This window comes from Enterobacter hormaechei subsp. hoffmannii (assembly GCF_001729745.1).
Lineage (GTDB): Bacteria > Pseudomonadota > Gammaproteobacteria > Enterobacterales > Enterobacteriaceae > Enterobacter > Enterobacter intestinihominis.
Map to the genome: position 1 here is coordinate 1,391,246 of NZ_CP017186.1, position 26,923 is coordinate 1,418,168.

Genomic DNA, 26,923 nt, shown 5'->3' on the forward strand with positions numbered 1-26,923 from the left:
TTCCGATGGCTTTAACCGCTGCGCTCAAGGCGCAAATTGGCGCATGGTATAAGGCGCTACAACAGCAGATCCCCGATTTTATTCCCCGAGCCCCGCAGCGGCAGATGATTGCCGACGTGGCAAAAACGCTCGCCGGGGACGACGGGCGACATCTGGCGATTGAAGCCCCGACCGGCGTCGGGAAAACCCTGTCGTATCTTATTCCCGGCATTGCCATCGCGCGGGAAGAAGATAAAACGCTGGTGGTCAGTACCGCTAACGTGGCCTTGCAGGATCAGATCTTCAGCAAAGATTTGCCGCTGCTGCGCAAAATTATCCCCGATTTACGGTTTACCGCCGCCTTTGGTCGCGGGCGCTACGTCTGTCCGCGCAATCTGGCGGCACTGGCCAGCAGTGAACCCTCCCAACAGGATCTGCTCGCGTTTCTTGATGACGAGCTGACGCCAAACAACAAGGCGGAGCAGGAGCAGTGCGCAAAGCTGAAGGCCGATCTCGACGGCTACAAGTGGGACGGCCTGCGGGATCACACCAACCAGGCGATCGGCGACGACCTGTGGCGCAGGCTCAGCACCGATAAAGCAAGCTGCCTGAACCGTAACTGTCACTACTATCGCGAGTGCCCGTTCTTTGTCGCCCGGCGTGAGATTCAGGAAGCGGAGGTGGTTGTCGCCAACCACGCGCTGGTCATGGCTGCACTGGAGAGTGAAGCGGTCCTGCCGGAGCCCAAAAACCTGCTGCTGGTGCTCGATGAAGGCCATCATCTGCCCGACGTGGCGCGAGATGCGCTGGAGATGAGCGCGGAAATTACCGCCCCGTGGTTTCGCCTGCAACTGGATCTGTTCTGCAAACTGGTGGCAACCTGCATGGAGCAGTTCCGTCCGAAAACCACGCCGCCGCTGGCGGTTCCGGAGCGGTTGAGCGAGCACTGTGAAGAGGTGTACAGCCTCATCGCCTCGCTGAATAATATTCTTAACCTGTATCTCCCCGCCACCCAGGAGGCGGAACACCGCTTTGCGATGGGTGAGTTGCCGCAGGAAGTGATGGAGATTTGCCAGCAGCTGGCGAAGCACCTGGAAAAGCTGCGCGGGCTGGCGGAGATGTTCTTAAACGATCTCAGCGAGAAAACCGGTACCCACGACGTGGTGCGTTTGCACCGCATTCTGCTGCAAATGAATCGCGCGCTGGGGATGTTTGAAGCGCAGAGCAAACTCTGGCGGCTGGCTTCGATGGCGCAGGCGTCCGGCGCGCCGGTGACTAAGTGGGCCACCCGCGAAGTACGAGACGGGCAGGGACATCTCTTCTTCCACTGCGTGGGCATCCGCGTGGCCGATCAGCTGGAAAAGCTGATCTGGCGCAGCGTTCCGCACGTGGTAGTGACGTCAGCGACTCTGCGTTCCCTGAACAGCTTCTCAAGGTTGCAGGAGATGAGCGGCCTGAAAGAGAAAGCGGGCGACCGCTTTGTGGCCCTGGACTCGCCGTTCAACCACTGTGAGCAGGGAAAGCTGGTTATTCCGCGCATGAATTATGAGCCGCTTATCGATAACGAAGAGCAGCATATTGCGGAAATGGCGGCCTACTTCCGCGAGCAGGTTGAGAGTAAAAAATACCCCGGTATGCTGGTGCTGTTTGCCAGCGGTCGGGCGATGCAACGCTTCCTGGAGCACGTCACCGATCTGCGCTTACTCCTGCTGGTGCAGGGCGATCAGCCGCGCTATCGGCTGGTGGAAACCCACCGTAAACGCATTGATAACGGCGAGCGCAGCGTGCTGGTGGGGTTACAGTCCTTTGCGGAAGGGCTTGATTTGAAAGGCGACTACCTGACGCAGGTGCATATCCATAAAATCGCCTTCCCGCCCATCGACAGCCCGGTGGTGATCACCGAAGGCGAATGGCTGAAAAGCCTTAACCGTTATCCGTTTGAAGTGCAAAGCCTGCCTGCAGCGTCGTTTAACCTGATTCAGCAGGTCGGGCGCTTGATCCGTAGCCACGGCTGCTGGGGCGAGGTGGTGATTTATGACAAACGACTGCTCACCAAAAACTACGGCCAGCGGCTGCTGAATGCGCTGCCGATCTTCCCGATTGAGCAGCCGGACGTGCCGGAAGTAAAAAAACGCCCGACAAAACTGGCTGCCGGGCGTCGAAAAAGCTTCCGTGCTAAGGGGCGCGGTCCTACTGGTAAGTGAAGGTCACCTGGATCACGCTGCTGAACGTGCCGGCAGAGATGGGCATCGAGGTGGCGTAATAGCGTGCGGCCAGCGGGAACGTGGCCGTGTGGTCTGACGGGTTTATGGCAGCGTTAAAGGCGGCCTGCGGGGCAATCAGTATCTTGTCCTGACGATCTGCCAGCTCCAGTGCCAGCCCCTTTGCGCTACCGAGATTGGCAAATTTGGTGGGATGGGTGCTGTCGGCCTGACCGTAGAAAAAGGCGGTGGCAAGCGCCAGCGTGGCCGGGCAGTGCGACACCGAAAGGGAAAAGTCCTTCCACTCGCCGGTATCGCCCACGTCTTTAAAACTACCCGATGCCGCCTGGCCTAAGTCCACCGTCAGGTTGCGGCTGGCACTGTCAATGACGCACGTGTTGGCGTAAATGTTACCCGTCATCTGGATCTGTATATCATCGGCGTGGGCCTGGGCGATCAGCCCCAGCGCGAGAATCAATGCGGTTTTTTTCATGACGTTCACTTATAAGCGAGGGTGATGGTTGCCACAGTATTGGCTGGCCCGGGGGTGACTACATTGCTGACCTGCTCGTAGCGAACCTCAAACGGGATCACCAGCGTTTCGTTGGCTACGGCCTGATTTTGGGTACTTACATAGGTACCGAAGGTGGCGAGATGGTCATCAAATAGCATTCTTACTCCGACGCCTGTAGCCATGCCGGTCTGCTGCGTGAGTTTGATCACCCCCTCAAATGCTGTGTCATATCCATTCGCGCTGGTGATTTTTAGCTCAGGCTGTACGGTTGTGTCACAGTTGACGGTGATATTAAATTTTTGAGCAGGGCTGGATAAAAAACCTACGCTGATGAAATCACTGACGGGAAAATCGCCCAAATTAACGGTGAGATTTTTCGGTAAAACGGAGCAGGTGACCTGATGAAGAATAACATTACCTGCATAGGCGATGTGGTTAGGGTTGCCGATCCCTTCATGGCCGAAAACGCCAATGCCGAATTCGGTTTGAGACTGCACCAGCGTACCGGATGTCACGGTGTCACTCGTTTTAACCAGCTCAAGCGTTATTTCAAAGCTAAAAGTCTGTGTTCCATCGGTAGAGACGTAGCCGACAGGCGTTCCACGTGAATCGCACTGCACGCCGCCAGCGCCGCTAATTCGCTGCCCGTGATCATTCATCAATGCTACGCCAATCCCCGGCACGCCGGATTCGTATACCCCCCTGAGCCCTGGCATTTCCGCTCCGGTGCCGTAGTAGCAGGAGACAATCTCCAGGCCGCTGTCGGTACTCTGATCGCAATGCCCGGCAACATGAACGCTCTGCTCTGTACCCGGGATAGTTGCGCCAACTGCCAGCGTCGTCGGGACAGAAATGGATGCCACGTTGATCATTTTGGGGAGATCCGGCGTGGTGCAGGTCGCCTTCGCATGCGGCATGAATAACGCAGCGGTTCCCAGAATCAGTAAGAAAAAGCACTGTTTAATCATTTGCATAATGTTTTGCCTTTAGGGGAGATCAGTGACACCGCGCGGCAGCGTTAATGATGCTGGTTTTCGCTTTCTCATCCGTGAGCACATAGTCAGCGACGCAATGCTCGTTTGCCTCCTGTCCCCAGGAAACGCGGAGATGCCCTTGCTGTGGCAGACCCGAGAGATAGGTCTGGCCGTCATTCCCGACGATAAATTCGCTGTCCTTGTCCTCGGTGGTAACCGTTGCGCCGAACGGCAGTGGTTTACCGTTTTGCGTGAGCGTCATCAGGACGCGATTGCCCACGCGCGTCGTGAAGCTGGCGCGCACAATGGCTCCGCGGGTTGGCGTCACAATTTGTGCCGCATGGGTGACGTCGGCGTCCTCCGGCAGCGTTTCCGTATCCAGCGCAATAGTGTTGTGGCGATACGCGGTGACGAACGGTACGATGGTGTAGCCGCGGAAGTCGGTTTCAACGCCGGTCTGGTTAGTGATATGCGTGCCGTGCGTACCCGGGGCTTTCACGAGCGCAATGGTCTCACCGAGCGGCTGGCTTAGCGTGATGCCGTTTGCATGGGCAATCACGCCTCCCTGCAAGCCGACGTTCAGTGTTTGCTGATATTTATCCTGACTGACGCCACCGCTCACTTCACCGTATGTCGCTTTGTAGTCGGCGTTAACGCTGGTGGAGTTACCGCTGCCGGTGCTGCTCAGCCCCTCCTGGAGATTCCAGTTCAGGTTGTCTTCTTTCAGGGCCGTACCGTTCAGGCCGATGTTCTGCGTGGTGCCATCTTTCGTGTTGTTCAGGTTGTACGTGGCCCAGGTGTTATGCATCCAGCGATCCAGCGGAACCGAAACGCTCAGCGAGAACTGGTTGTCGTTCGTCACCGCATTACCGTCCAGATCGCTGTCGTGAGTGTTTTTATTCATGCTGTAGCTAAGGCTGTAGCTAACGCCGTGCCAGCTGTTGTTGTAGCTGACGCTCATGGAGGTCATGTCCTGATTCTGGCTCCAGTAGGTTTCCTTCACCATGCTCAGCGTGACCGATCCCCAGCCTTCTGGTAGCGTCTGGTCGATGGTGGCTTCGGTACGGGCGCGGCGCTGCTGTGGCGCAGACCAGTTGTCGGCGCGGGTATACGACTCCATGGTGTCGTCCAGGGTGTAAAACCCCTTGCTGTTGTAGCGATAGCCCGCAAGCGAAAAGTTGGTGCCTGAACCGGCGAAATCTTTGCTGTAGCGTACGCGCCACGATTTGCCTGTGCTGGACTGCTGTTTTTTCAGCAGGGCTCTGGCGCGAGTCACGTCAATGGAGAACGCCCCTAAATCACCCATGTTTTTCCCGCCGCCTATCGCCTGCGACTGATAATGACTGCTCTGCTGTACGCCGCCGTAGGCCGTGAAGCCGTGGGGTAAACCATAGATGGCGCTCCCCTGAGCAAACGGGGTCTTTTCAACATCTTTGTCATAAGAACGATAACGCCCGGCAGTTACGCTGTAGCGCAGGTTTTTTTCACGCTGCAATACCGGAACGGAGGCAAACGGCACCACGAAATGGCTTTCGCTGCCGTCAGTTTCTTTCACCGTGACCTGGAGGTCGCCGCTGCTGCCGGTGGGGTAGAGATCGTTAATTTCGAAGGCCCCCGGCGCGACCGTGTTCTGATAAATCACGTACCCGTTCTGGCGCACCATCACCAGCGCGTTGCTGTGGGCGGTGCCACGAATAATAGGCGCATAGCCTTTTTCGCTGTCGGGAAGCATGTCGTTATCGGATTTCAGCTCCACGCCGGTGTAAGGGACACTGTCAAAAACATCAGCAGGTGATGAGCTCTGGCCAACGGTGATATCGCTTTTCATCGCCACAATATCGCGTTGCGCATAGGTATATACGGAGGTGAATTTCTGTTCCTCCTCATTGCCTGTGGTGCTGCGATTCCAGGTGGAATAGTTGCGAAGGCGCCATGCGCCAACGTTTAAACCCGGACGCAGGTTCACGTACTGGCTACTGCTATCCTCTTCACCCTGCTGGCGCGCATGGCTCTGGCTGGCGTTGACGCTGTAATTAAGCAGGCCCGCGTTGATCCCTTCGTCAAACTCTTTCGGGTCGATGTAACCGCGTGGCACCTGTCCGAGCGCCTTTTGCGGAATGCTTAGCAGCAGCTGCTGGTTGCGAACGTGAAAGATTGCAGATGAAGCAGGGATGACACCTAGATCGGCACACTGGCCTTTGGCCATTAGCTGAGGAAACTTTTGGGTCTTGATACCGAGGCTTTTTAATTCACCCATGCTAAAGCAAGGTTGTAACGTGTCGTTGCCCTGCGAATCTTTCTCAAGCGTAAAGGTCACGTTGCGGGTATCAATTTTATTATTATTGATAAACACCGCGACCTCATATTTCCCCGGTGCCTGGCCGGGACCTTTTTCATAGACGGACAGATCGGTTTTACCCTGCTGGGGATTATCAATATCCAGCAGGGCGGGGTTAAAATAATCATCAGCCATAACCTGCTGCGCAAAGATGGCTATTGCCAGGCCACAGAGAATGACCAGCAATGAAGACATTCGGCAGGTGAACGGCTTTTTGTGGCTGTACATGATTATTTTATTACCGGAACAATTAATGAACGGATTTCGACCAGGAATGGCTGATGCTGCCGTAATCATTAATAATGGAATACGTCACGTTTGAGCCCCCGACATTACCCGGTATGGCAAAATGTGTTTCTGATTTCGGAACAGCCCAGGTCGCTTTTGTGACTTTCTGACCGTTAAGCGTGACGGTCTGGAAATTCATATAGAAAGGCGTAGGGTTATTCACCACCAGGTCGTTACCTTCGCGATGCCATTCAAGCTTATCCGCCACATCTTCTGGTCGGCCTTTTACCGCGGACGGGCGATACAGCAATTTAATGCGGGTATTAATGGCAATTTGCAGCGTATTTACTCCCTCAACGTGTTTTGAGGAAGGGATCGCTTTGATATTCAACCAGTACAGAGATTCCCTATCTTCCGGTAAATTTCCGCCCGTGCGTACCACGCGCAGAACGTTATCTTCTTTTGCATCCAGACGGAAAAGCGGCGGGGTGATCAGGAATGGGGCTTTGGCCGGTTTTTTACCGCCAGAATCGACCCAGGACTGTACCAGATAATCCGTCGTATCCGGGTTTGACAGGCCAAGAGATGATTCCTTTTTATCTCCCTGATAGACCAGCCGGGTACCATTAATCACGACACCCGCATGTGCAGAGGCTGCTATCAGTAAAAGAGTGCTCAGTAAATAACCGTGGCGCATAAAGATTTCTCAATAAATAGAAGAGATATTAATGCCCGCAAAAGCATTAATATCTCAGGATTGATAAGATCAGTTATAAATAACGGTGAAAGTCGATACAGAGTTGGCAGGGCCTGCGGTAATGGCGGCCTGAGTTTGAATATAACGCGCACCGAATTCCAGGTCGTTAACTGCCGTGCCGGAGGCTAAAGGATATTGCTGCGAAGGCGTATACAGAGTGACAGGCTGCCCGGAAGCATCCATCAACTGAATGGCTACACCGGTTGCCGCATCGGTATCTGGCGTTAATGCCAGCGCGGCATTATTATCCGCATCCGGGGTACCACCGAAGTTAATCGCAGCCGAGGTCACTGTTTCCGGACAATTGGTTAACTTAATATCAAACTTCGCTGATGTGCTGGTAGAGCCTGCGCCGGTAAATACCGTTTTAGACACCTTACCCAACTGAACGTTTAATGGATTACTTAATCCATTCACGACCTGGCAAGCAGAATCAATAATTTCACCGGTGAAATTAATCTGACCTTCACCGTTAGTTGCCGCAAATGCGGATGCAGAACATCCCACCGTTGCGGCGATAAAAAAACCTAATGCAACCTTGTTCATAGTTAATCCTGATGTGATTCTGGTAAAAGCGTTGCCTGGACGTTTTTACCGTTGACCCTTAATGATTTTTCGATGTTTATTTAATCAAAAAAAGGGTCGCTGCGGATCTTTTGTCCCAATCACAAATAATGTAAATAGTGCTTGAGTTTAATTTTTTTATATGAAAACAGCAGGTTGATAATGATCACAAAACACTATCGGGTCTGTGTTCATCGGGCTATATTGTTAACAAGATAATGCAGTCAGGAGAAATGTCGTGGATTACCGCAAAATTATCAAAGAGGTAGGGCGTGGGAAAAACCACGCTCGCGATCTGGACCAGGAAACAGCCCGCGCGTTGTACACGCATATGCTGAATGGCGACGTGCCGGAACTGGAAATGGGCGGCATTTTGATTGCGCTGCGTATTAAAGGGGAAGGTGAGGCGGAAATGCGCGGTTTTTATGAGGCCATGCAGTCGCAGACCATGCGCTTAACCCCGCCCGTCACGAAGCCGATGCCAGTTGTGATCCCGACCTACAACGGCGCGCGTAAGCAGGCAAACCTCACGCCGCTGCTGGCTATTCTGTTGCAGAAACTCGGTTTCCCGGTAGTAGTGCATGGCGTGAGCGAAGATCCGACGCGCGTGCTGACAGAAACCATCCTGGCGTTGTTAGGTATTGAACCGACCCTCCATGCCGGTCAGGCACAGGCAAAGCTGGAGGGGAATCAGCCGGTCTATATCCCCGTTAGCGCGCTCTGCCCACCGCTGGAAAAGCAGCTGGACATGCGCTGGCGCATGGGCGTCCGTAACAGTGCTCACACCCTGGCGAAGCTGGCGACGCCGTTTGCCGAAGACGCCGCGCTGCGTCTTTCCAGCGTCTCCCATCCGGAATACGTGACGCGAGTCGGGCAATTCTTTGCCGAAATCGGTGGACGCGCGCTGCTGATGCACGGGACAGAAGGCGAGGTTTACGCCAACCCGCAGCGTTGTCCACAGCTGATGCTGATTGAGCCCGCCGGGACGCGGGTCGTTGTTGAACGTGGGGAAGAGAACAGAGATGCGATCCTGCCTGAGTCGAAAGATCCGCAGGTCACCGCGCGCTGGATTGTGCAGTGTCTGGCCGGGAAGGTGCCGGTTCCGCAGTCAATCAAGCTGCAAATGGCCTGCTGCCTGCTGGCTGCAGGGGAAGTCGAGTCCGTGGAAGCCGGGTTGCAGCGCGTGGCGCAGTCATTTTAAGCAAAAAAAAGCCCGTCCAGTGGCGGACGGGCAAACAAGGGTAACAACAACAGGGTCAATGAGGGTTGGAGCATCTCACCAGAGGGTATGGCGAGGGTGGAGCATAATTTGTTCGATTACTTGTAGATAACCGCAGTACCGCTCAGTTTGTTATTACCGTTAGTGGAAGTGATGGTGTATCCACTTGCGCCCGCGGCGGCAGCTTTTTCAGCCAGTTTTGCTTCCAGACCGTCCAGCGTGGTCGCGCCTTCAGCACTCACCACACCGATTTTGTTCAGATCCTGTGCCTGAGTAGAGGAGACTGGCTCTACAGCGAAAGCGCCGAAAGACAGAGCGGACAGGGCAACAGCGGCAACAGCATATTTGATGGTTTTCATAGGTCAATTCTCGCAGGTTATTCTGTTAAGGGGACGATGTTCCGTCGATGTGATAAGTATCACGCTTTTTAGCGGAAGATAAAATCGAAGAGAATTGACGTGGTTGGTCAAAAAAATTGAATGACAAATAACTTATTGATTATTAATAAAATCAGAAGCGCAATTGACACTTCTTGCGGATACGCTTTACAGACACAATCAGAAGGGCACGTTTTGCTACGCGCTTCGCTGAAAGTCGTGAGCGTAAAGTAAACTGTTGGTGCGGTTAACTACGGTAAAGGAAAGTCAACGTAACTGGCTGTCTTTCGATCCTCTACGATTATATCCTGAATGTGAAGCATTTTTTGAATCTTTCTCCTGCTGACAGGTGATGCAAAGCCGTACTCCGGGAATGGCTTTACGTCGTGCCTCAGGAATGGGATCCCCGCACTCTTCGCATTCCGTCAAACTTTCGCCGCGCGGAATTTCACCGCGAGCACGCGCAACCGCATCTTCAATGGTACTGTTGATCTGTTCGTTAACGGCGTCGTCATTCGCCCAGCCGGAAGCCATGATGTTCTCCTGAAAGGGTCAAGTCATGCATTTTAATATGGGGTGAAAAAACGCACAGTCAAGGCGCAGGCAGAGAGAACTGCATCTGCCGGGCAGATGCAGTTTGGAAGGCGGTAAGTTATTTATAGATAGTCGCGGTACCGTACATATGGTTATCGCCACCGGCGGCGTTCACCACGAAGCCTTTAGCGCCTTCCTGACGGGCTTTTTCGGCCAGCTTGTCCTGAAGGTCATCAAGGTTGCTTGCCCGGCTGACAGAGACCGTCCCGGCCGCGCGTAGCTGGCTGGTGTCGGTACTGTCGGTCAGAGGTTGAACGGACAAGGCAGAGAATGATGCGCCTGCCAGCGCACCCGCAATAATAAAGGTCAGATACTTTTTCATAATCACATCCTCAGGGGAAACAACAGGTGATTCCTGTTAAGTTTAGAAGCCTGATGCGTGTGATTTAGCGCAAAAATTTGATGATGATCTGCTTATTTTTTGAACGATAAATTCTGACAATTTGTTGACAGATCATAGACATACAGGTCGCTGATTTTTGTCGTTTTTTTGTGCGACTCAGACAGATATTTACCCCCGCGCCGTCACAGGGTATCTTACGCGGCTGTTTAAAGGAGAATGCCATGACTTCCCACAAGCCGGGATTGCACCCGCGTAACCGCCACCGTAGCCGCTACGATATGAAAGCCCTGTGTCTGAGCTGCCCTGAATTGCAGGGTTTTATCGTTCAGACACCAGCCGGTGAACCGTCGGTAAACTTTGCCGATCCGCTGGCGGTTAAAACGCTGAACAAAGCGCTGCTGGCCCATTTTTATGGTGTGACGCACTGGGACATCCCTGATGGCTTTCTCTGCCCGCCGGTCCCGGGCCGTGCGGATTACGTCCATCATCTTGCCGATCTGCTGGCGGATGACCACGATGGCGTAGTGCCGAAACAGGCTACCGTCCTTGATATCGGTACGGGCGCGAACCTGATCTACCCCCTGATAGGCGCACATGAGTACCAGTGGCGATTTACCGGCAGCGAGATCGGTGATGAGGCCTTCGCCAGCGCGCAGGCCATTATCAACGCTAACCCGGGGTTAAGCCGGGCCGTACGTCTGCGTCGTCAGAAGGATGCCGCTGCTATTTTCAACGGCATAATTCATAAGAACGAACAATATGATGCCACCCTGTGCAACCCGCCATTCCACGACTCCGCCGCGTCCGCGCGTGCGGGAAGTGAACGCAAGCGGCGTAACCTGGGCCAGGCCGAAGATGGCGCGCTGAACTTTGGCGGCCAGCAGCAGGAGCTGTGGTGCGAGGGCGGGGAAGTAGCCTTTATTCTGCGCATGATTGCCGAGAGTAAAGGCTTCGGTCGTCAGGTGAAATGGTTTACCACGCTGGTCTCTCGTGGCGATAACCTGCCGCCGCTTTACCGCGCGCTGACCGAAGCCGGCGCGGTGAAGGTGGTCAAAAAAGAGATGGCGCAGGGTCAGAAGCAGAGCCGCTTTATTGCCTGGTCCTTTATGGACGATAACAAACGTCGCAAATAATCGTTTCTCGGGCCGGGAAAGGCGAAGCCGCCACCCGGCTCGGTTACAGCGTCGGCTCCTGCGGAGGGAGCGGCGAAGCGGGCGGCGACAATACCTGATACGTCTGCACCGGCGCTCTCACGTTCGCCAGATCGAAGTGTTTTTTCACCATGCTGTCCAGGGCAAAGCGCACCGTCCACTGTTTCAGCGGCTGGGTGGTGAACGACACGCGCAGGGTAAAGGCAGTGTTCGTCAGCCCGACGATGCCCGCAAACGACGGCTCACCAATTACCAGCCCGCGAATATCCTCCATCTCCATCAGTTCGCTCACCGCATCCCGCAGCGCCTGTTTCGCCTTATCTGCATCTTCGTGACGATCGACATCATAATTCGCCACCACCGAACCAATGCCGCGCACAAAGTTGGCAAAGGTGGTGATCGATGACCACGGAATAATGTGGTACGCCCCGGTATCCTGACGTACGCCGACGGAGCGAATGGACATCCTCTCCACCGTGCCGGTGAGCGGTCCAATGGTCACCAGATCCCCGGTGTTCATCCCGTTCTCAAACTGGATAAAAATGCCGGTGATAATATCCTTCACCAGCGTCTGCGAACCAAAGGAGATCGCCAGTCCCAGGGCACCGGCACCCGCCAGCAGTGGGGCGATATTTACGCCGATTTCCGACAACACAATCATGATGGTAATGGTGCTAATGATCACCGCCAGCGCGTTGCGGAACAGCGTCAGCAGTGTGCGGGCGCGGGCGCTTGGCAGGGGCCTGCCGTGGACATCCGACACCAGACGGTTTTCGATAAGGCTTGCCAGCAGCGTCCAGCCGACGGCGGAGAAGAACAGGATCAGCGCGATACGAATAAGAATATCGACGGTCTTTTCTCCCGCACCGTTATGCAGCCAGTTCCAGAAATCAAACAGTCCCCACGCATTCAGCAGCAGCATAATTGCCACGCAGACCGTCAAAATACGCGCCACCTTCAGCGACACCGATGTCCAGCCATTTACCCGTTTTTGCAGCTCGGGGTAATTACGCTGAACCTGCGGCGACAGGGTGATCGTCTTCGACAGCCAGCGGGAGAGTAGGCCAGAAACAAAGGCCGCGATGCCGATAATCGCCAGGCTTTTGAACGTCGCCCCCATCATAAATTTCAGGCTGTTGCCCGGATCGAACAGCGAGAAGAAACACAGCACAATAAAATAGGCGCTGGCCAGCCAGTGCCACACCAGCGCAAAGGCGCGAATAAAGAGGCTGAAAAAGGAGAGGGAGCGATCGGCCAGGTGAAGCAGACTGTCGGTGATCGCTTTTTTATTGTGGAAGATGAGGTACAGCGCCCAGACGGTAATACAGAGCATGATCAGCACGTTCGCCAGGGCCCCGAACTGCACGTTAACCTGGTTGGAAATAATCGGGACGGCGACCAGCAGGCCATAGCCGATCAACCCGCTCAGCACGCTGAGCCGAACCGCCCAGTATTTGGCGCTCCGATCCGAAATGGCGAACGGGCGAAGTTCCGGCACGCGCGGACAGAATATTAACCGCAGGAGCGCCTTAAAGAACTCGATCAGGGCAAAGGCGTTCAGGAACAGCCCCTGCTGAAAGGCGATGGTTTTGTTCCCGGTATTAAGACGATCGGCCAGCATTTGGCCGACAAACAGCGTCAGCGCCAGCAGCAGCAAATCGATGATAAAGGCCCCGGTAATCATTGCAGGAAGATGCAGCCAGCTGCTTTTATGCTGATTCTTTTTACGTCCCCAGTGGCCCATCTTCCGGTAAAGCGGCCAGACAGACAGGCGCAACAGCCAGTAAAAAATGAATACCGCGGCGGCCAGAATAGAAAACTGGGTCGCGGCTGCAGAAAAGGTGTGGGGATTAAAAGGCTTATGCGAGGTGCCAACAAGGTTGCGATAGAGCTGGGCAAAACGCGACGACAGGGCTTCCCCGTAGCGGCGACTGATATCGGTGACGTTTTCCAGTACCGTCTTTTCGTCTTCGACTTCCGGCGGCGCGATAGTCGGAACCGGATCCTGAGGCGGTGTGGCGGCCACTTTCCTCAGCTGATCGATAAGCTCCTGCCGGGACGTGTCGTTCTCAAGCACGTCGGCAAGTGCGCTGTAAGCGGCTTTTTTCTTTTCAGCGTCGGGTTCTGGCGGCGCATTTTGCTGGGTGGCGGTGGCTCCGGTGGTGACGCCGGGAATGGTTACAGCTAGTGATGGCGCGCTAAACAGGGTAAACAGTAGCAACAGGATCCACGGCACGGCGTCCTCCGACAAAAATATCGTGCAAAATGATAAGTATAGAGTGCGCGGAGCGGAGGGGAGTTTTTGGGAACAATCCGGCATAAAAAAGCCGGGCATGCCCGGCTCTGTGTATGGCTATCAGGAGACGTGTTGCAGGAACTCCTGGAGGCGCTGGCTCGGTGGGTTCGCAATCAGCGCCTGCGGATTACCGTCTTCCGCGATGCGGCCCTTATCAATGAAGATCAGACGGGACGCCACTTTTTCGGCAAAGCCGATTTCGTGGGTAACGATCACCATCGTCATGCCTTCTTCTGCCAGATCCTGCATCACTTTCAGCACCTCGTGACGCAGCTCCGGGTCGAGTGCGGAGGTTGGCTCATCAAACAGCATCATCTTTGGCTTCACCGCCAGCGCACGGGCAATGGCCACGCGCTGCTGCTGGCCACCGGACAGCTCGGAAGGATAGTGGTGGGCACGCTCCGCCAGACCCACTTTCGCCAGCAGATCTTTTGCCAGCGTTTCTGCCGCCGCTTTGCTGGCCCCACGCACGCGCAAAGGACCGAACATCACGTTTTCCAGCGCCGTCAGGTGCGGGAACAGGTAGAACTGCTGGAACACCATGCCCGCTTCCTGGCGGATCAGGCGCTCGTCCACTTTCGGATCGTTCACCTTCAGACCATCGACGATCAAATCGCCGCTGGTGATCTCCTCGAGCTTGTTAATGCAGCGCAGCAGGGTGGATTTTCCGGAACCCGACGGCCCGATGATCACCACCACTTCACCCTGCCTGATGTTCAAATCGATATTGTGCAGTACCTGGGTTGGACCAAAGTGCTTGGAAACATTTTTAAATTCAATCACAGGATTTTCATCCTTCTTTCAAGACGACGCAGAACAAAGCTCAGGACAAGCGTGATAATCAGGTAGACAACGGCGACCGCACTCCAGATTTCCAGGGCGCGGAAGTTACCCGCGATGATCTCCTGGCCCTGACGGGTCAGCTCGGCCACGCCGATAACAATAAACAGCGAGGTGTCTTTAATGCTGATGATCCACTGGTTGCCCAGCGGCGGCAGCATGCGGCGCAGCGCCAGCGGCAGGATCAGGTGACGGATCGTTTCGCGACGGGAAAGACCTAACGCCAGGCCAGCTTCGCTGAAGCCTTTATGAATCGACAGCACCGCACCGCGGGTGATTTCCGCAATGTAGGCGCCGGAGTTAATCATAATGGTGACGACAGCTGCGCTGAACGGGTCAATGCGCAGATCGTTGAAGGCCATCGGCAGGGCGAAGTAGATAAACATGACCTGCACCACAATGGGGGTGCCGCGGATCACTTCGATGAAAACCAGTGCGATGTGGTTTGCAATCCAGCCGCCGTAGGTGCGGGCGAAACCGGCCACCAGACCGATAATTAACCCGCCAACCAGACCGAGGACCGAAATCCACAAGGTCATTTTAGCGCCTTCAAGCAAGAGAGGAATGGCAGGCCAGATGGCGCTCCAGTCAAACTGCATGATGTATTCCTGTATACCGTGGTGAAAAACGAAAAACGTAGGCCCGGTAAGCGGTAGCGCCACCGGGCGTTACAAACCTGAAGTCAGGTGAAATTATTTAGGCTCGGTACCGAACCATTTTTTGTAGATTTCGTTATAGGTGCCGTTCTCTTTCAGGGTTTTCAGCGCGCCGTTAACTTTATTACGCAGGTCGTCGCTGCCTTTCGGGAACGCAATACCGTATTGCTGAGCTTCCAGGGAATCACCTACCGCTTTGAACTTGCCGTTACCGGCGGTTTTGATGAAGTAAAGGATGTTAGGCGTGTCGTGCAGCACCGCGTCTGCGCGGTTGGTGCCCAGTTCCATGTAAGCGTTGTCGATGTTCGGGAACTGACGCAGGTCTTTGGTTTTGATATTGGCTTTCGCGTAATCAACGGAACCGGTGCCGCTCTTCACGGCGACCACTTTACCGTCGAGATCTTTCACGCTTTTCACGTCGTTGTTATCCGCTTTCACCATCACCAGCAGGCCGCTTTTGTAGTAGCCATCAGAGAAATCGATCGCTTTTTTACGCTCTTCGGTAATGGTGATGCCCGCCAGCGCCAGGTCAACGTTTTTGGTTTGCAGTGCCGGGATAATGCCGCTGAAATCCATTGGCTTCAGGGTGTAATCCAGTTTGAGTTCTTTTGCGACAGCGGCCCACAGATCAACGTCAAAACCAACGTATTTATCACCCTGTTTGAATTCAAACGGTACGAACGCCGTGTCAGTCGCCACAACCAGTTTGTCGGCAGCCTGCGAGGACACCGCAAACGCCAGGGTAAGTGCAGCCAGTGAAACTTTTAATACAGACTTCATAGCATTTCCTTTTATATCCACGGGGCGATCCCCTGCGAGAACCTCAGGCATAATGAAAAAATCGTGCCAGTTTTACAAGCTGTTGTTTTGCAAAGGGGATAATGTCACGCATTGCACAAAAAGCGTGGCAATTCTGTCAGGTTGCACCAGAATGGAGCACCGTTTTGGTGCGCTTCGTTAAGGTCTTCTGACAGGGGGATATTTAGCGCAGAATCTGACGAAAAAACAATCTTCCGTTAACGGTTGTGTGAGGTGATTATTACATTTTATTCACTTTTGCGGCCGTTTGCGGACAAAAGTGTGCACCATTAATGTGCAAAACCCCCGCCAGGGGCGAGGGTTATTCAGACAATCCGCAGGGATTATTCGATGTTTGACTCAATGAACCACAGGAACTGATCCAGGTCGCGTGACGCGGCAGTGAAGATATCAGCGGTGTCTTCATCTTTTGCTTCGCCAATCGCTTTACGAACATCATTCGCGACAATCGCATAACGGTCCGCCAGCTCTTTCAGGTGATCCTGAACGGTATGGATATCCAGCGGATAGCTTTTCAGTGGCGTTTTGCTGTTGATCACCTGCGTGGTACCCAGAGCCACACCGCCCAGCTGTACGGCGCGTTCGGCCATGGTATCCAGATGAGTCACCAGTGCTGTGCGGAAGCCATCCAGCATTTCATGAACGGCAATAAAGTTTGCACCGCGCATATTCCAGTGGGCCTGTTTGGTGATCAGCGAAAGATCGATGAACTGGACCACCTGGCGATTCAGCAGCTCAATGGTCGCTTTTTTATCGCTATCCGATACATCGTTACGGGTATAAAGCAGATTAGACGCTTTCGTTTTCACCAGTTTAGCGGTACTCATAATCTCATATCCTCTTGATGTTTGTGTCCCAGGTAATTACGGAACTAAGTATAGCACCGGATTTTTTCTCTGCGGTTTGGCGCTGCCTATCGGTTTAATAGCGAAAGGATGGTTGAAGTTTTAACTTAATGATTTTAAAGTTTTTTATATAAATTGATGCAGATCAATCTTAATTCGTTAAGTGACAAGGCGGGCAGGTGAAATATTTTGGCAATATAAGAGAGTTTGTAAGAAATTATTTGAAGGGCTGACGAGACCTATATTCTGCATGGCCGGTAAGCCATGCAGAATTTAAGGGCTAGTTGAGGTCAATCTTATGTACTTTTGGTTCCGGGCGCATGGTCAATGTAGAGCCCATTGACGCCGCGATGATGGAACAGAGCGCCAGCGTCTGCACCAGTGTCAGGGTTTCGCCGAGGAACATCATTCCAGAGATGGCAGCCAGCGCGGGCTCCATGCTCATGAGCGTACCAAAAATACGCGTAGGCAGACGCGTCAGGGCGATCATCTCCAAAGAGTAGGGCAGCGCCGTGGAAAGAATGGCGACCGCCAGCCCAACCGGCAGGATTGACCACTGCCATATTGAGTCCGTTGCTTGTGCCATGCCGATCGGGACAAAGATAACCGCGGCAATCAGCGAGCCTAAGGCGACCGTCGCGGGGCCGTGCTCTTCGCCCGCACGCTGACCAGTGAGAATATACACCGCCCAGCACGCCCCTGCGCCCAGCGCCAGAGCGGCCCCTGTCAAATCTATTTGTGAAACGCTTTGGCCGAGCGGCAGCAGGAACCATAGCCCCAGCACGGCCAGTATGACCCAGATAAAGTCTACCGGGCGACGAGAAGAAAAGAGGGCAACCGCCAGCGGGCCGGTAAATTCAAGCGCGACCGCGATCCCCAGCGGGATAGTCTGAATAGAGAGGTAGAACATGTAGTTCATCCCTCCCAGCGCCAGCCCATAAAAAAGCAGAGGCAGTCGCTGCTCCTTTTTAAACCGTAGCCGCCAGGGTTTAAAGACAACCACGAGGATCAGGGTGCCTAATGCGATACGCAGCGCCGTGACGCCGGGCGCACCAATCAGCGGAAACAGCGATTTTGCCAGCGACGCGCCGCTTTGTATGGACATCATCGCGATAAGTATGACTGCCACCGGCATCCAGACCGACGATTTACGAGGTAAACCTGGCATCCTTTCTCCTGTCAATTTTTGTCAAAAGAGGTAAAAGTCGCAGTGTAATGGAAATAACCTGCAACGGTTGAGCTACTGTTGAAAAAAATCCAGGGAAAATCCGTAAAATGAGAAAACGTTGCTGATTTTATCGCCTGAAAGATTAGGAATAATCTGGATGAACTAAATGGCGATGACGCGCACTATTAGCATTTACAGGTGAAAATCTGGAGTTATTTGAACGAGATAGCTGGTGCTGGAAATGTTCTGTTACAGGAAAGGTCGCATTAGACATCGTGAATGACAAAGAGTTTCACAGATTTTTTTGATATATTTAAAACTTACGGACTTACTTGAAGCACATTTGAGGTGGTTATGAAAAAAATTGCATGTCTTTCAGCACTGGCAGCTGTTCTGGCTGTTTCCGCAGGTACCGCTGTAGCGGCAACTTCTACTGTAACTGGTGGTTACGCTCAGAGCGATATGCAGGGCGTGATGAACAAAACCAACGGTTTCAACCTGAAGTACCGTTACGAGCAAGACAACAACCCGCTGGGTGTGATCGGTTCTTTCACTTACACCGAGAAAGATCGTACTGAAAATGGCTCTTACAATAAAGGTCAGTACTACGGCATCACCGCGGGTCCTGCTTACCGCCTGAATGACTGGGCAAGCATCTACGGTGTTGTAGGTGTTGGCTACGGTAAATTCCAGCAGACCGAAAACCAGGGTCTGAACCGTACTGCAAGCAACAGCGACTACGGTTTCTCCTATGGCGCAGGTATGCAGTTCAACCCAATCGAAAACGTTGCTCTGGACTTCTCCTATGAGCAGAGCCGTATCCGCAACGTTGACGTTGGCACCTGGATCGCGGGCGTAGGTTACCGCTTCTAATCACTTCGGTGAGCCAGTAAAAAATCCGCCCAATGTGGCGGATTTTTTTTGTTTGTACCCTCTCCCCGTGGGAGAGGGCCAGGGTGAGGGCATCAGCCTGCACGAGACGGCAGAGATCACTTACTCTTAATATCGAAAATATCCGTCCCCAGATGGTTATAGTCAACTTTCTGTAACCTGAAGTTGGTAATGTAAACTGGCGGGCCCTTCTTCCCGGAGATAAACGGGTAATCATTTTTTATCTCTTTCGCCTTAATCCCCGTCCACTGTGAGAAGAATTTCAGGAAATCGTTCGCGGAACGGCGCGCTTTGATGATGCGATGCGTTTTGTCATCACTCGACAGCACCATAAACGGTACCTGGAAGTTCTGCTGGAATTTATCATCGTGAGCCAGATACTGCACCTCTTTACCGCGCTCCTTAAACGCCAGACCGTGGTCAGAGAAATAGACCATCGAGAAGCTGTCGCCGCTGTTGCGCAGCTGCGCGTACAGCTTGCTGAGCAGATCGTCGGTTTGCGTCATGGTGTACAGATAACACGAGGTCTCTTTGGATTGCACAAACTCCGCATATTTTCCCCCGGTACGATCGCATGCCTGCGGGTGTGACCCCATCAGGTGCAGGACGATCAGCTGCGGCTGGGTGCGCTGAGTGGCAAAGACCTGCGCGGTCATTTTTAGCAACGCTTCATCTTTTGTGTTTTTATCGGCTTCGAAATCACCGCTTTTCAGGAACTGTACCTCGTCGGCACGCTTCGCGATGCTGGCAATGGCGGTATCATACTCGCCGATCTGCCCCTGGTTGGAGAACCACCACGTCTGAAAACCTGCCCGGTTGGCCAGGGTGACAAAATTATCCTGAAACTGCGGTTTTCCATCCACGACACGGTTGAGCGTCAGACCGAGAGATTTCTGCGTCGAGCCGCTGGCCGCCACGTAATCGGTAAACAGCGTACCGTTGACGGAGCTGGCAAACGGCGTGTTATCCCAGTGACCGCCAAACGCGCCGAGCGCATCGCGACGCGCGCTTTCACCGATCACCACCACATAGGTGTGATACTTCGGTTTCACCGCCAGCACGTTCCAGGTATCTTTCATGGTGGAAAGCTCGGCCATACGCGCCTGCTCGTCGAGCACTTCCTCGTTATTCACTACCACGTCTTTAACGAAGCGAAACACCGGATACCCGGTATCTTTAAGCTTAAACACGCCGCCCCAGGCCAGATTTTGTACCGGCGCAACAAAAAACGTCACTACGCTAAAGGCCAGGCACAGGCTTTCAATTTTACCCCATGTTTTTTTCCCGACCTGCTTACGGCGAACCGCAATCACGCCGAGAGCAAAAATGAAAAGGCCAACCACGTAGTTGTACCACGGGAAGATCGTCAGGATCTCTGTAGACTCTTCCATATTGGTGGAGTGGAGCGCCAGCAGGGTATTAAAGTTCGGCGCGCCATAGGCCTGGCCGAACGGGAAATAGGCGGCAGCCACCAGAGAACAGATCCCGATAAGCACTTTCTGCATGCGCGGTGCGCTTCGCCATAGCAGGTGAAGAATGCAGGTGAACCCGACGGCATAAAGCAGGCTAAAGGGGTAGCCAAGAGCAAAGTTAATCAACAGCGATTGCAAAAAATAAAATCCCGTCCACGGGCTTAGGGCCCGGCTGCGGGTAACAAGTGTATCAATCAGGGTTACGTTCATAGATCACTATCACGAAAACGCCATGTGCTCACCCTGGCGTCAAGGGTCAAAGCCTGCCGGACAGTGCGTGGAAAGGGAATGGAGGTCCGCTTCAGCGAGCCGCAAATTGTGCAGGGCTGCAAGAAGATAGTGCGAGCGTGAATCAAGGTCAACAGTTGCTAAACAGATGTTTTGCGAAGGGGGCTGCAAATCCGCAAAAATAATCAGGAAAAAGCGAGTTTACAACGAAAGTGTGACAGGAAAATGAAGCGGCGTGCCGCGACGCCGCTTAGTGAGAAGATTTGTCGTCCTGATGCGGTTTGGCGTTAAACATATCGCACAGAATGTTCAACAACATTAGACGCACTTTAAAAGGAGAGTGGGTAAACACGTTCATACACCTCTTGAATTCATTCATAAGACCTCCTGATTCATGATCCCTTCGATCCGTGAAGGGTGACTGCATTACATACAGATATAGCACAGGCTATATTGTATAGCTATGGCTAATTCGTTAATTTTTTGTGCTTGTAGAGCTATGGTTTACAATGTGCGCTCCGTTACAGGGCGCTGGAAGCGTCAACCCATTGAGGAAGCACAATGAACCGTCGCGCAGGTAAGCCAACAACAAAAAAAACGACGCAACTGGTGAACGTTGAAGAACATGTGGAAGGCTTCCGCCAGGTGCGTGAGGCGCACCGCCGGGAGCTGATTGATGATTATGTCGAACTGATCTCCGATCTGATTCGTGAAGTTGGAGAAGCGCGCCAGGTGGATATGGCCGCACGCCTGGGGGTGTCGCAGCCAACCGTTGCCAAAATGTTAAAACGTCTGGCGTCGGTCGGGCTGATCGAGATGATCCCCTGGCGCGGGGTGTTTCTCACCGCTGAAGGCGAAAAGCTGGCGCAGGAGAGCCGCGAGCGCCATCAGATCGTCGAGAATTTTTTACTGGTGCTGGGCGTCAGCCCGGAAATTGCCCGTCGGGATGCCGAAGGTATGGAACACCACGTCAGCGAAGAGACGCTGGTGAAGTTCCGCGAATTTACGCTCAAATATGGCCCCGCCGCTGAATGAACATCCCCGGCTTGCAGGCCCTGAAACGCGATCGTTTTTTCCATCTTTTACTTATCACTGGCGTTGGGCTCAGCGTCTTTGTGCCCTTCACGCCGCACACCTGGCCGGCGGCCATAGACTGGCGCACCATTATTACCCTGAGCGGTTTGATGATGCTCACCAAAGGCGTAGAGCTGAGCGGCTATTTTGACGTGCTGGGGCGCAAAATGGTGCGCCGCTTCGCCACCGAGCGCAAACTGGCTCTGTTCATGGTCTTTTCGGCGGCGCTGCTGTCGACGTTCCTCACTAATGACGTAGCGCTGTTTATCGTGGTGCCGCTTACGCTCACGCTGCGTAAGCTGTGCGAAATACCGGTTACCCGTCTGATTATCTTTGAAGCGCTGGCAGTCAATGCAGGCTCGCTGCTCACACCGATCGGTAACCCGCAGAACATTCTGCTGTGGGGACGCTCCGGCCTGTCGTTTACCGCATTTACCTGGCAGATGGCGCCGCTGGCGCTGGCGATCGTGGCGACGCTGCTGGTGGTGGGCTGGTTTGCTTTCCCGAATAAATCGTTGCAGTACCACAGCGGTACCACCGGCCCCCAGTGGCAACCGCGTCTCGTCTGGAGCTGCCTGGGACTGTATATCGTTTTCATTACCGCGCTGGAGTTAAACCAGGCGCTGGCGGGCGCGCTGCTGGTGGCGTGTGGCTTCCTGTTCCTCGCCCGGCGGGTGCTGGTGAGTGTTGACTGGACGCTGCTGCTGGTGTTTATGGCGATGTTTATTGACGTGCATCTGCTGGTCCAGCTCCCGGTATTGCAGACCGTTCTTCATAGCGTCAGCGGTCTGTCGCAGCTGGGACTATGGCTGACGGCGATTGGTCTCTCGCAGGTGATCAGTAACGTGCCGTCCACCATTTTGCTGCTTAACTATGTTCCCCCAACGGTACTGCTGGCGTGGGCGGTCAACGTCGGCGGCTTTGGGCTGCTGCCCGGCTCGCTGGCCAACCTCATCGCCCTGCGGATGGCCAACGATCGCCGCATCTGGTGGCGCTTCCATTTATGGTCAATCCCGATGCTGCTCTGGTCTGCGGCGGTCGGTTTCGGACTATTCCTTCTCATATAGTGCGCAATTTGTCAGTTTTTCCTGGCAAATGTATAGCAACGTCCTAGCTTTAGTGAACGGCATAGTGTGATGCCGCTCACTGACAGGACCGTTGCTGAACTATGGCAGAAGATCAAAATCCACCTGCTGACGAGCAGGATCAAAACAATAACGAGCGCAAGCGCCCGGGCAAAAAACCGTTAATTATCCTTGGCATCGTGGTCATCGTGATGGTGATTGTGGCGCTGGTCTGGTGGTTTTTGACCCGTAACGAAGAGACCACCGACGACGCCTTCACCGACGGCGACGTAGTGACCATTGCCCCAAAAACGGCAGGCTACGTTACCGAACTTCGCGTGCGGGATAACCAGCGTGTAAAGAAAGGGGATGTGCTGGTGGTGATCGATCCGCGTGATACCACCGCCCAGCGCGATCAGGCTCAGGCCCAGCTTGGGCTGGCGGTTGCGCAGTTGCATCAGGCGCAGGCGCAGCTGGCGCTCTCGAAGGTGCAATATCCCGCCCAGCGCGATGAAGCCAAAGCCCAGGTACTGAAAGCCCAGGCGGATATGACCAACGCTCAGGCGGAGTACCGCCGTCAGCGCGGCGTTGACCCCCGCGCGACCACACAACAAAGCATCGATGCCGCGAACGCTCAACTGCGGAGTGCCCAGGCGGGTCTGGCCAGCGCGCAGGCGCAGCTGGAGGTGGCGGAGCAGGTCCAGTTGCAAATCCGCCAGCAGGAGACTAACGTCGAAGCCCGCGAACGGCAGGTCGATCAGGCCAGAGCGCAGTTGGAAACCGCCAACCTGAACCTCTCTTATACCGAAGTCCGCGCCCCGTTCGACGGTTTTGTCACCAAACGCAACGTCCAGCCTGGTACGCTGGTGCAGGCAGGCACGGCACTGTTCTCGCTGGTTTCCCCGAACGTGTGGGTGGTGGCGAACTTCAAGGAGTCGCAGCTTGAACGTATGAAGCCGGGCGACAAAGTGACCGTGTCCGTCGATGCCTGGCCGGATATGGCGCTCGAAGGCCATATTGACAGCATCCAGCAGGGCAGCGGCTCGCGCTTCTCCGCCTTCCCGTCGGAAAACGCCACCGGTAACTTTGTGAAGATCGTTCAGCGCGTGCCGGTGAAAATCGTCATTGATAAGGGGCTGGATCCGAACAAACCGCTGCCGCTGGGGCTGTCGGTTGAACCGAAGGTCACCGTGGAATGACGGACAGCAGCCACGAAAACTGGAAGCCCGCCAGTAACCCGTGGGCGGTGGCGATTGTGGTCACCCTGGCGGTGTTTATGGAAATTCTGGACACCACCATCGTCAACGTGGCGCTGCCCCACGTCGCGGGATCGCTCTCGGCCAGCTATGACGAATCTACCTGGGTGCTCACCAGCTACCTGGTGGCGAACGGCATCGTGCTGCCGATCTCGGCCTTCCTGAGCCGGCTGTTTGGCCGCAAGCAGTTCTTCCTGATCTGCATTGTGATGTTCACCATCTGCTCGTTCCTGTGCGGCATCGCCACCGAGCTTTGGCAAATCATCCTGTTCCGTGTGATGCAGGGCTTTTTTGGCGGCGGGTTGCAGCCCACGCAGCAATCGGTGCTGCTCGATTACTTCAAGCCGGAGGACAGGGGCAAAGCCTTTGGCCTTTCATCCATTGCCATTATCGTCGCGCCGGTACTTGGCCCGACGCTGGGAGGCTGGATCACCGATAACTACTCCTGGCGCTGGGTGTTCTTTATCAATATTCCGGTAGGGATTGTGACGGTGCTGGCCATCTATCAGCTGCTGGAAGATCCGCCGTGGGAGAAAAAGTCGGAAGAGAAGCTCACCGTCGACTGGACGGGGATCGGCCTGATCGCTCTCGGACTTGGCTGTTTGCAGGTGATGCTCGACCGGGGCGAAGATGATGACTGGTTCTATTCGAACTTTATCCGCACCTTCGCGGTACTGACGCTGGTCGGCATTATCGGCGCGATCTACTGGCTGATGTATGCCAAAAAGCCGGTGGTGGATCTGCACTGTATGAAGGATCGCAACTTTGCGATCTCCAGCCTGCTGATGGCGGGGATGGCGATGATCCTCTACGGCAGTTCGGTGGTTATTCCGCAACTGGCGCAGCAGGATTTGGGCTATACCGCCACCTGGTCCGGGCTGGTGCTCTCGCCCGGCGCGGTGCTGATTGTGCTGACTATTCCGTTGGTACTGAAGCTGATGCCGGTGGTGCAGACGCGCTGGATCATCGCCTTCGGCTTTACCTGCCTGGCGGTGTCCTTCTTCTGGTCCCGGACGCTGACGCCGGATATCGATTTCGAAACGCTGGTGCTGTTCCGCAGCGCCCAGTCGATTGGACTCGGGTTCCTGTTTGTGCCCCTCACCACCATCGCCTTTATCTCGATCCCGAGGCGGCTTAACGCCGACGCGGCGGCGCTGTTTACCATGTTCCGCAACGTGGCCGGCTCGATTGGGATTTCGCTCTCGACGGCGGCGATCACCGAGCGCTCGCAGGCGCACAGCGCGCATCTGGCTTACCACGCTTCGCCGTTTAATGAGCAGTTCCAGCTGGCGATACGCGAAAGCGCCCAGGCGATCCAGAACTTCACCACTCAGGTGGGCGATCCGACCGGCATTGCCACCGGGCGGATGTACCAGACTATGATCGAGCAGTCGCGCTTTCTGGCCTACATCGACGTCTTCACCATTCTGAGCGCGGTGGCCTTCTTACTGATTCCGTTTTGTTTGTTGCTCTCGCCGGTTAAGAGCGAGGGGAGTGCAGGAGCACACTGATGATACACAGACGTTTACACCCCCTGATGATAATGACGCTGCTGGTGGGCTGCGCCGTCGGGCCGGACTACCAACAGCCTGCACCGCCCGCCACCACGCACTGGAACGATAAGGGCGACGGCGCGGTGAAATCGCAAACGTCCTCCGCCGCCACCAACCCGCGCTGGTGGAAAACCTTCGGCTCGCCGCAGCTCGACAGCCTGATTGAACGCGCCATCGCCGGAAATCTGACGCTACAGCAAACGGTATTGCGCATTGCCGGCGCGCGCGAACAGATTAACCAGGCCGGCGGGGCATTTTTCCCGTCGGTGAATGGCAATGTGCAGGCGACGCGCCAGCAGCTTGGGCTGGAAGGGGAGCTGAAATCCCACGGCGTGTATGACCAGTTGAATAATGTCGATCCGCAGTTGCGAAGCGCGTTAGGCCCGCTGACGCAGCCGATTAACCTCTATCAGGGCAGCTTCGACGCTCAGTGGGAAATCGACCTGTGGGGCAAGGTGCGCCGTCAGGTAGAAGCGGCCGAGGCGCAGCAGCGGGCGGCGATCGAGCAGCGTAACGATGCGCTGGTCTCGCTGGAAGCCGAAGTGGCGCGGGCGTGGCTACAGCTGCGAGGGGCGCAGAGCATCATTGCCACGCTTAATACGCAAATTGAAAGCGCGCAGCAGACGCTGGATCTGACCGAAAGCCGCCAGCGGGGCGGGCTGTCACCGCAGATGGACGTAGAAAACGCCCGGGCGCAGTTGGGCAATCTTGAAGCCCAATTGCCGCAGTATCAGGCGCAGGAACGCCAGGCGATGAACGGGCTGGCCATCCTGCTCGGCAAACCGCCGGGGGCGCTGGATGCCGAATTACAATCCGTGCAGCCGATGCCAGCGTTGCCGGATATTGTGCAAACCGGCATTCCGTCAACGCTGGCGCGTCGTCGCCCGGACGTGCGCGAAGCTGAGGCGAACCTCCATGCCGCCACGGCGCAAATTGGCGTTTCGGTAGCCGAACTGTTCCCAAGCTTCACCCTCTCCGGGCAGTTTGGCCTGCGTAACAGCGAATCCGGCTGGCTGACCGACTGGAGCAGCCACTTTTACAGCTTCGGTCCGCAGGTCTCCATCCCCATCTTCCAGGGCGGTCGGCTGGTCTCCAGCGTCAAGGTGGCCCGCGCACAGCAAGGGGCGGCGGTGCTGGACTATCGTCAGACGGTGCTGACGGCGCTCGGCGATGTTGAAAACGCGCTGGTGAGCTATCGCACTGACCAGCAGCGTGAGGCGGGCCTGGCGAAAACCATCGACGCGCTGCAAAACGCTTTTGATCTCGCCAGCGACAGCTACCGACAGGGGATCGCTAGTTTTATTGACGTGCTGGACGCCCAGCGTCAGCTCGCTCAGGCCGAACAGCAGCGGGCGCAGGCGCAGGTGCAGAGCGCGCTTGACCTGGTGGCGCTCTACAAAGCCCTCGGCGGCGGCTGGGAGCCGTATCAGCAGGTTCAGCTGCCAGACTACAGCGTCTTTGGCGATGCCCCGCGCGGATAGATTCAGAGGATTGGGCAAGAAACGGACAGGAACGCCACATT

25 protein-coding genes are annotated in these 26,923 nt (G+C 55.0%); 9 read left to right on the forward strand and 16 right to left on the reverse strand.

Translation table 11 applies throughout. The annotated features are described in order from the left end of the window. Positions 1 to 5 precede the first annotated feature (5 nt). Positions 6 to 2,183 (forward strand): ATP-dependent DNA helicase DinG, encoded by a 2,178-nt coding sequence (gene dinG, locus BFV65_RS06525; protein WP_038415719.1) that lies wholly within the window; start codon positions 6 to 8, stop codon positions 2,181 to 2,183. On the opposite strand, the gene BFV65_RS06530 is transcribed toward dinG, so the two are convergent. From BFV65_RS06530 to BFV65_RS06550, 5 genes are all read right to left on the reverse strand, one after another. After that, positions 2,170 to 2,673: a fimbrial protein gene (locus BFV65_RS06530; protein WP_023299643.1), complete on the reverse strand. Its 504-nt coding sequence runs from the start codon at positions 2,671 to 2,673 to the stop codon at positions 2,170 to 2,172. The genes dinG and BFV65_RS06530 overlap by 14 nt on opposite strands. Positions 2,674 to 2,678: 5 nt before the next feature. Further along, positions 2,679 to 3,668, reverse strand: coding sequence for a fimbrial protein (locus BFV65_RS06535; RefSeq protein ID WP_022647513.1), 990 nt, complete (start codon positions 3,666 to 3,668; stop codon positions 2,679 to 2,681). A 22-nt stretch (positions 3,669 to 3,690) separates the two neighbouring features. Then, positions 3,691 to 6,234, reverse strand: a complete 2,544-nt coding sequence (locus BFV65_RS06540; protein ID WP_157886686.1) for a fimbria/pilus outer membrane usher protein — start codon at positions 6,232 to 6,234, stop codon at positions 3,691 to 3,693. Positions 6,235 to 6,256: 22 nt separating this feature from the next. Next, positions 6,257 to 6,931 carry a fimbrial biogenesis chaperone gene (locus BFV65_RS06545; protein ID WP_069596379.1) on the reverse strand — a complete coding sequence of 225 codons (675 nt, stop codon included), beginning with the start codon at positions 6,929 to 6,931 and terminating at the stop codon, positions 6,257 to 6,259. 69 nt (positions 6,932 to 7,000) lie between these two features. After that, a complete protein-coding gene (locus tag BFV65_RS06550; protein ID WP_069596380.1) occupies positions 7,001 to 7,537 on the reverse strand; it encodes a fimbrial protein in 537 nt (178 codons plus the stop codon). A gap of 256 nt (positions 7,538 to 7,793) precedes the next feature. Between BFV65_RS06550 and ybiB the strand changes: the two genes are divergently transcribed. Continuing rightward, complete coding sequence (ybiB, locus tag BFV65_RS06555) at positions 7,794 to 8,756, forward strand: DNA-binding protein YbiB (RefSeq protein ID WP_023305740.1); 963 nt, start codon at positions 7,794 to 7,796, stop codon at positions 8,754 to 8,756. A gap of 116 nt (positions 8,757 to 8,872) precedes the next feature. Here the strand turns inward: ybiB and ybiJ are convergent, their stop codons facing one another. The 3 genes from ybiJ to mcbA all read right to left on the reverse strand — a co-directional run bounded on the left by ybiJ (position 8,873) and on the right by mcbA (position 10,067). Beyond that, on the reverse strand, positions 8,873 to 9,133 hold the full coding sequence (gene ybiJ / locus BFV65_RS06560) for a DUF1471 family protein YbiJ (protein ID WP_003858474.1): 261 nt from the start codon (positions 9,131 to 9,133) through the stop codon (positions 8,873 to 8,875). Positions 9,134 to 9,418: 285 nt separating this feature from the next. Continuing rightward, positions 9,419 to 9,685, reverse strand: coding sequence for a DksA/TraR family C4-type zinc finger protein (locus BFV65_RS06565; protein ID WP_022647518.1), 267 nt, complete (start codon positions 9,683 to 9,685; stop codon positions 9,419 to 9,421). A gap of 118 nt (positions 9,686 to 9,803) precedes the next feature. Then, a complete protein-coding gene (gene mcbA / locus BFV65_RS06570; protein WP_022647519.1) occupies positions 9,804 to 10,067 on the reverse strand; it encodes a DUF1471 family periplasmic protein McbA in 264 nt (87 codons plus the stop codon). Between the two features lie 242 nt (positions 10,068 to 10,309). Here mcbA and rlmF point away from each other — a divergent pair, with 242 nt between their 5' ends. Beyond that, the gene (rlmF, locus tag BFV65_RS06580; protein WP_023305741.1) at positions 10,310 to 11,221 is read left to right on the forward strand and encodes a 23S rRNA (adenine(1618)-N(6))-methyltransferase RlmF; all 912 of its coding nucleotides are present in this window, start codon (positions 10,310 to 10,312) and stop codon (positions 11,219 to 11,221) included. Between the two features lie 43 nt (positions 11,222 to 11,264). On the opposite strand, the gene ybiO is transcribed toward rlmF, so the two are convergent. The 6 genes from ybiO to rhtA all read right to left on the reverse strand — a co-directional run bounded on the left by ybiO (position 11,265) and on the right by rhtA (position 17,863). After that, positions 11,265 to 13,475: a mechanosensitive channel protein gene (gene ybiO, locus BFV65_RS06585; RefSeq protein ID WP_022647521.1), complete on the reverse strand. Its 2,211-nt coding sequence runs from the start codon at positions 13,473 to 13,475 to the stop codon at positions 11,265 to 11,267. Between the two features lie 120 nt (positions 13,476 to 13,595). Beyond that, the gene (glnQ, locus tag BFV65_RS06590; protein WP_022647522.1) at positions 13,596 to 14,318 is read right to left on the reverse strand and encodes a glutamine ABC transporter ATP-binding protein GlnQ; all 723 of its coding nucleotides are present in this window, start codon (positions 14,316 to 14,318) and stop codon (positions 13,596 to 13,598) included. Further along, positions 14,315 to 14,974, reverse strand: coding sequence for a glutamine ABC transporter permease GlnP (gene glnP, locus BFV65_RS06595; RefSeq protein WP_069596381.1), 660 nt, complete (start codon positions 14,972 to 14,974; stop codon positions 14,315 to 14,317). The genes glnQ and glnP overlap by 4 nt, the downstream gene beginning before the upstream one ends. Positions 14,975 to 15,067: 93 nt before the next feature. Beyond that, positions 15,068 to 15,811, reverse strand: a complete 744-nt coding sequence (gene glnH / locus BFV65_RS06600) for a glutamine ABC transporter substrate-binding protein GlnH (RefSeq protein ID WP_003858455.1) — start codon at positions 15,809 to 15,811, stop codon at positions 15,068 to 15,070. 362 nt (positions 15,812 to 16,173) lie between these two features. Further along, entirely contained in the window at positions 16,174 to 16,677 is a 504-nt protein-coding gene (dps, locus tag BFV65_RS06605; RefSeq protein WP_000100801.1) for a DNA starvation/stationary phase protection protein Dps, read from the reverse strand. 298 nt (positions 16,678 to 16,975) lie between these two features. Then, the gene (rhtA, locus tag BFV65_RS06610) at positions 16,976 to 17,863 is read right to left on the reverse strand and encodes a threonine/homoserine exporter RhtA (RefSeq protein ID WP_023305742.1); all 888 of its coding nucleotides are present in this window, start codon (positions 17,861 to 17,863) and stop codon (positions 16,976 to 16,978) included. A gap of 354 nt (positions 17,864 to 18,217) precedes the next feature. Here rhtA and ompX point away from each other — a divergent pair, with 354 nt between their 5' ends. After that, the gene (gene ompX / locus BFV65_RS06615) at positions 18,218 to 18,736 is read left to right on the forward strand and encodes an outer membrane protein OmpX (protein ID WP_003858450.1); all 519 of its coding nucleotides are present in this window, start codon (positions 18,218 to 18,220) and stop codon (positions 18,734 to 18,736) included. 116 nt (positions 18,737 to 18,852) lie between these two features. Here ompX and BFV65_RS06620 read toward each other — a convergent pair whose 3' ends face one another. Continuing rightward, positions 18,853 to 20,436 carry a phosphoethanolamine transferase gene (locus tag BFV65_RS06620; protein WP_022647524.1) on the reverse strand — a complete coding sequence of 528 codons (1,584 nt, stop codon included), beginning with the start codon at positions 20,434 to 20,436 and terminating at the stop codon, positions 18,853 to 18,855. Between the two features lie 268 nt (positions 20,437 to 20,704). Beyond that, positions 20,705 to 20,833, reverse strand: a complete 129-nt coding sequence (gene mntS / locus BFV65_RS06625; RefSeq protein WP_069596382.1) for a manganase accumulation protein MntS — start codon at positions 20,831 to 20,833, stop codon at positions 20,705 to 20,707. 182 nt (positions 20,834 to 21,015) lie between these two features. Between mntS and mntR the strand changes: the two genes are divergently transcribed. The 5 genes from mntR to BFV65_RS06650 all read left to right on the forward strand — a co-directional run bounded on the left by mntR (position 21,016) and on the right by BFV65_RS06650 (position 26,882). Continuing rightward, the gene (gene mntR, locus BFV65_RS06630; RefSeq protein WP_022647526.1) at positions 21,016 to 21,489 is read left to right on the forward strand and encodes a manganese-binding transcriptional regulator MntR; all 474 of its coding nucleotides are present in this window, start codon (positions 21,016 to 21,018) and stop codon (positions 21,487 to 21,489) included. Beyond that, positions 21,486 to 22,595, forward strand: a complete 1,110-nt coding sequence (locus tag BFV65_RS06635) for an anion transporter (protein WP_069596383.1) — start codon at positions 21,486 to 21,488, stop codon at positions 22,593 to 22,595. Before mntR ends, BFV65_RS06635 begins: the two co-directional genes overlap by 4 nt. Positions 22,596 to 22,696: 101 nt before the next feature. Beyond that, entirely contained in the window at positions 22,697 to 23,791 is a 1,095-nt protein-coding gene (locus BFV65_RS06640; protein ID WP_023305746.1) for an HlyD family secretion protein, read from the forward strand. Next, the gene (locus BFV65_RS06645) at positions 23,788 to 25,359 is read left to right on the forward strand and encodes a DHA2 family efflux MFS transporter permease subunit (protein ID WP_022647529.1); all 1,572 of its coding nucleotides are present in this window, start codon (positions 23,788 to 23,790) and stop codon (positions 25,357 to 25,359) included. The genes BFV65_RS06640 and BFV65_RS06645 overlap by 4 nt, the downstream gene beginning before the upstream one ends. Continuing rightward, entirely contained in the window at positions 25,359 to 26,882 is a 1,524-nt protein-coding gene (locus BFV65_RS06650; RefSeq protein WP_023299652.1) for an efflux transporter outer membrane subunit, read from the forward strand. The genes BFV65_RS06645 and BFV65_RS06650 overlap by 1 nt, the downstream gene beginning before the upstream one ends. Positions 26,883 to 26,923 lie beyond the last annotated feature (41 nt).

What these genes read in the sequence shown, in the direction of transcription:
- BFV65_RS06645 (WP_022647529.1), top strand. Translation starts at nt 23,788, where the DNA reads ATGACGGACAGCAGCCACGAAAACTGGAAGCCCGCCAGTAACCCGTGG.
- BFV65_RS06650 (WP_023299652.1), top strand. Translation starts at nt 25,359, where the DNA reads ATGATACACAGACGTTTACACCCCCTGATGATAATGACGCTGCTGGTG.
- BFV65_RS06620 (WP_022647524.1), bottom strand. Translation starts at nt 20,436, where the DNA reads ATGAACGTAACCCTGATTGATACACTTGTTACCCGCAGCCGGGCCCTA.
- BFV65_RS06535 (WP_022647513.1), bottom strand. Translation starts at nt 3,668, where the DNA reads ATGCAAATGATTAAACAGTGCTTTTTCTTACTGATTCTGGGAACCGCT.
- BFV65_RS06550 (WP_069596380.1), bottom strand. Translation starts at nt 7,537, where the DNA reads ATGAACAAGGTTGCATTAGGTTTTTTTATCGCCGCAACGGTGGGATGT.
- mntS (WP_069596382.1), bottom strand. Translation starts at nt 20,833, where the DNA reads ATGAATGAATTCAAGAGGTGTATGAACGTGTTTACCCACTCTCCTTTT.
- BFV65_RS06635 (WP_069596383.1), top strand. Translation starts at nt 21,486, where the DNA reads ATGAACATCCCCGGCTTGCAGGCCCTGAAACGCGATCGTTTTTTCCAT.
- BFV65_RS06565 (WP_022647518.1), bottom strand. Translation starts at nt 9,685, where the DNA reads ATGGCTTCCGGCTGGGCGAATGACGACGCCGTTAACGAACAGATCAAC.
- glnH (WP_003858455.1), bottom strand. Translation starts at nt 15,811, where the DNA reads ATGAAGTCTGTATTAAAAGTTTCACTGGCTGCACTTACCCTGGCGTTT.
- dps (WP_000100801.1), bottom strand. Translation starts at nt 16,677, where the DNA reads ATGAGTACCGCTAAACTGGTGAAAACGAAAGCGTCTAATCTGCTTTAT.
- rlmF (WP_023305741.1), top strand. Translation starts at nt 10,310, where the DNA reads ATGACTTCCCACAAGCCGGGATTGCACCCGCGTAACCGCCACCGTAGC.
- BFV65_RS06640 (WP_023305746.1), top strand. Translation starts at nt 22,697, where the DNA reads ATGGCAGAAGATCAAAATCCACCTGCTGACGAGCAGGATCAAAACAAT.
- mcbA (WP_022647519.1), bottom strand. Translation starts at nt 10,067, where the DNA reads ATGAAAAAGTATCTGACCTTTATTATTGCGGGTGCGCTGGCAGGCGCA.
- mntR (WP_022647526.1), top strand. Translation starts at nt 21,016, where the DNA reads ATGAACCGTCGCGCAGGTAAGCCAACAACAAAAAAAACGACGCAACTG.
- glnP (WP_069596381.1), bottom strand. Translation starts at nt 14,974, where the DNA reads ATGCAGTTTGACTGGAGCGCCATCTGGCCTGCCATTCCTCTCTTGCTT.
- BFV65_RS06530 (WP_023299643.1), bottom strand. Translation starts at nt 2,673, where the DNA reads ATGAAAAAAACCGCATTGATTCTCGCGCTGGGGCTGATCGCCCAGGCC.
- dinG (WP_038415719.1), top strand. Translation starts at nt 6, where the DNA reads ATGGCTTTAACCGCTGCGCTCAAGGCGCAAATTGGCGCATGGTATAAG.
- ybiJ (WP_003858474.1), bottom strand. Translation starts at nt 9,133, where the DNA reads ATGAAAACCATCAAATATGCTGTTGCCGCTGTTGCCCTGTCCGCTCTG.
- rhtA (WP_023305742.1), bottom strand. Translation starts at nt 17,863, where the DNA reads ATGCCAGGTTTACCTCGTAAATCGTCGGTCTGGATGCCGGTGGCAGTC.
- BFV65_RS06540 (WP_157886686.1), bottom strand. Translation starts at nt 6,234, where the DNA reads ATGTACAGCCACAAAAAGCCGTTCACCTGCCGAATGTCTTCATTGCTG.
- BFV65_RS06545 (WP_069596379.1), bottom strand. Translation starts at nt 6,931, where the DNA reads ATGCGCCACGGTTATTTACTGAGCACTCTTTTACTGATAGCAGCCTCT.
- ompX (WP_003858450.1), top strand. Translation starts at nt 18,218, where the DNA reads ATGAAAAAAATTGCATGTCTTTCAGCACTGGCAGCTGTTCTGGCTGTT.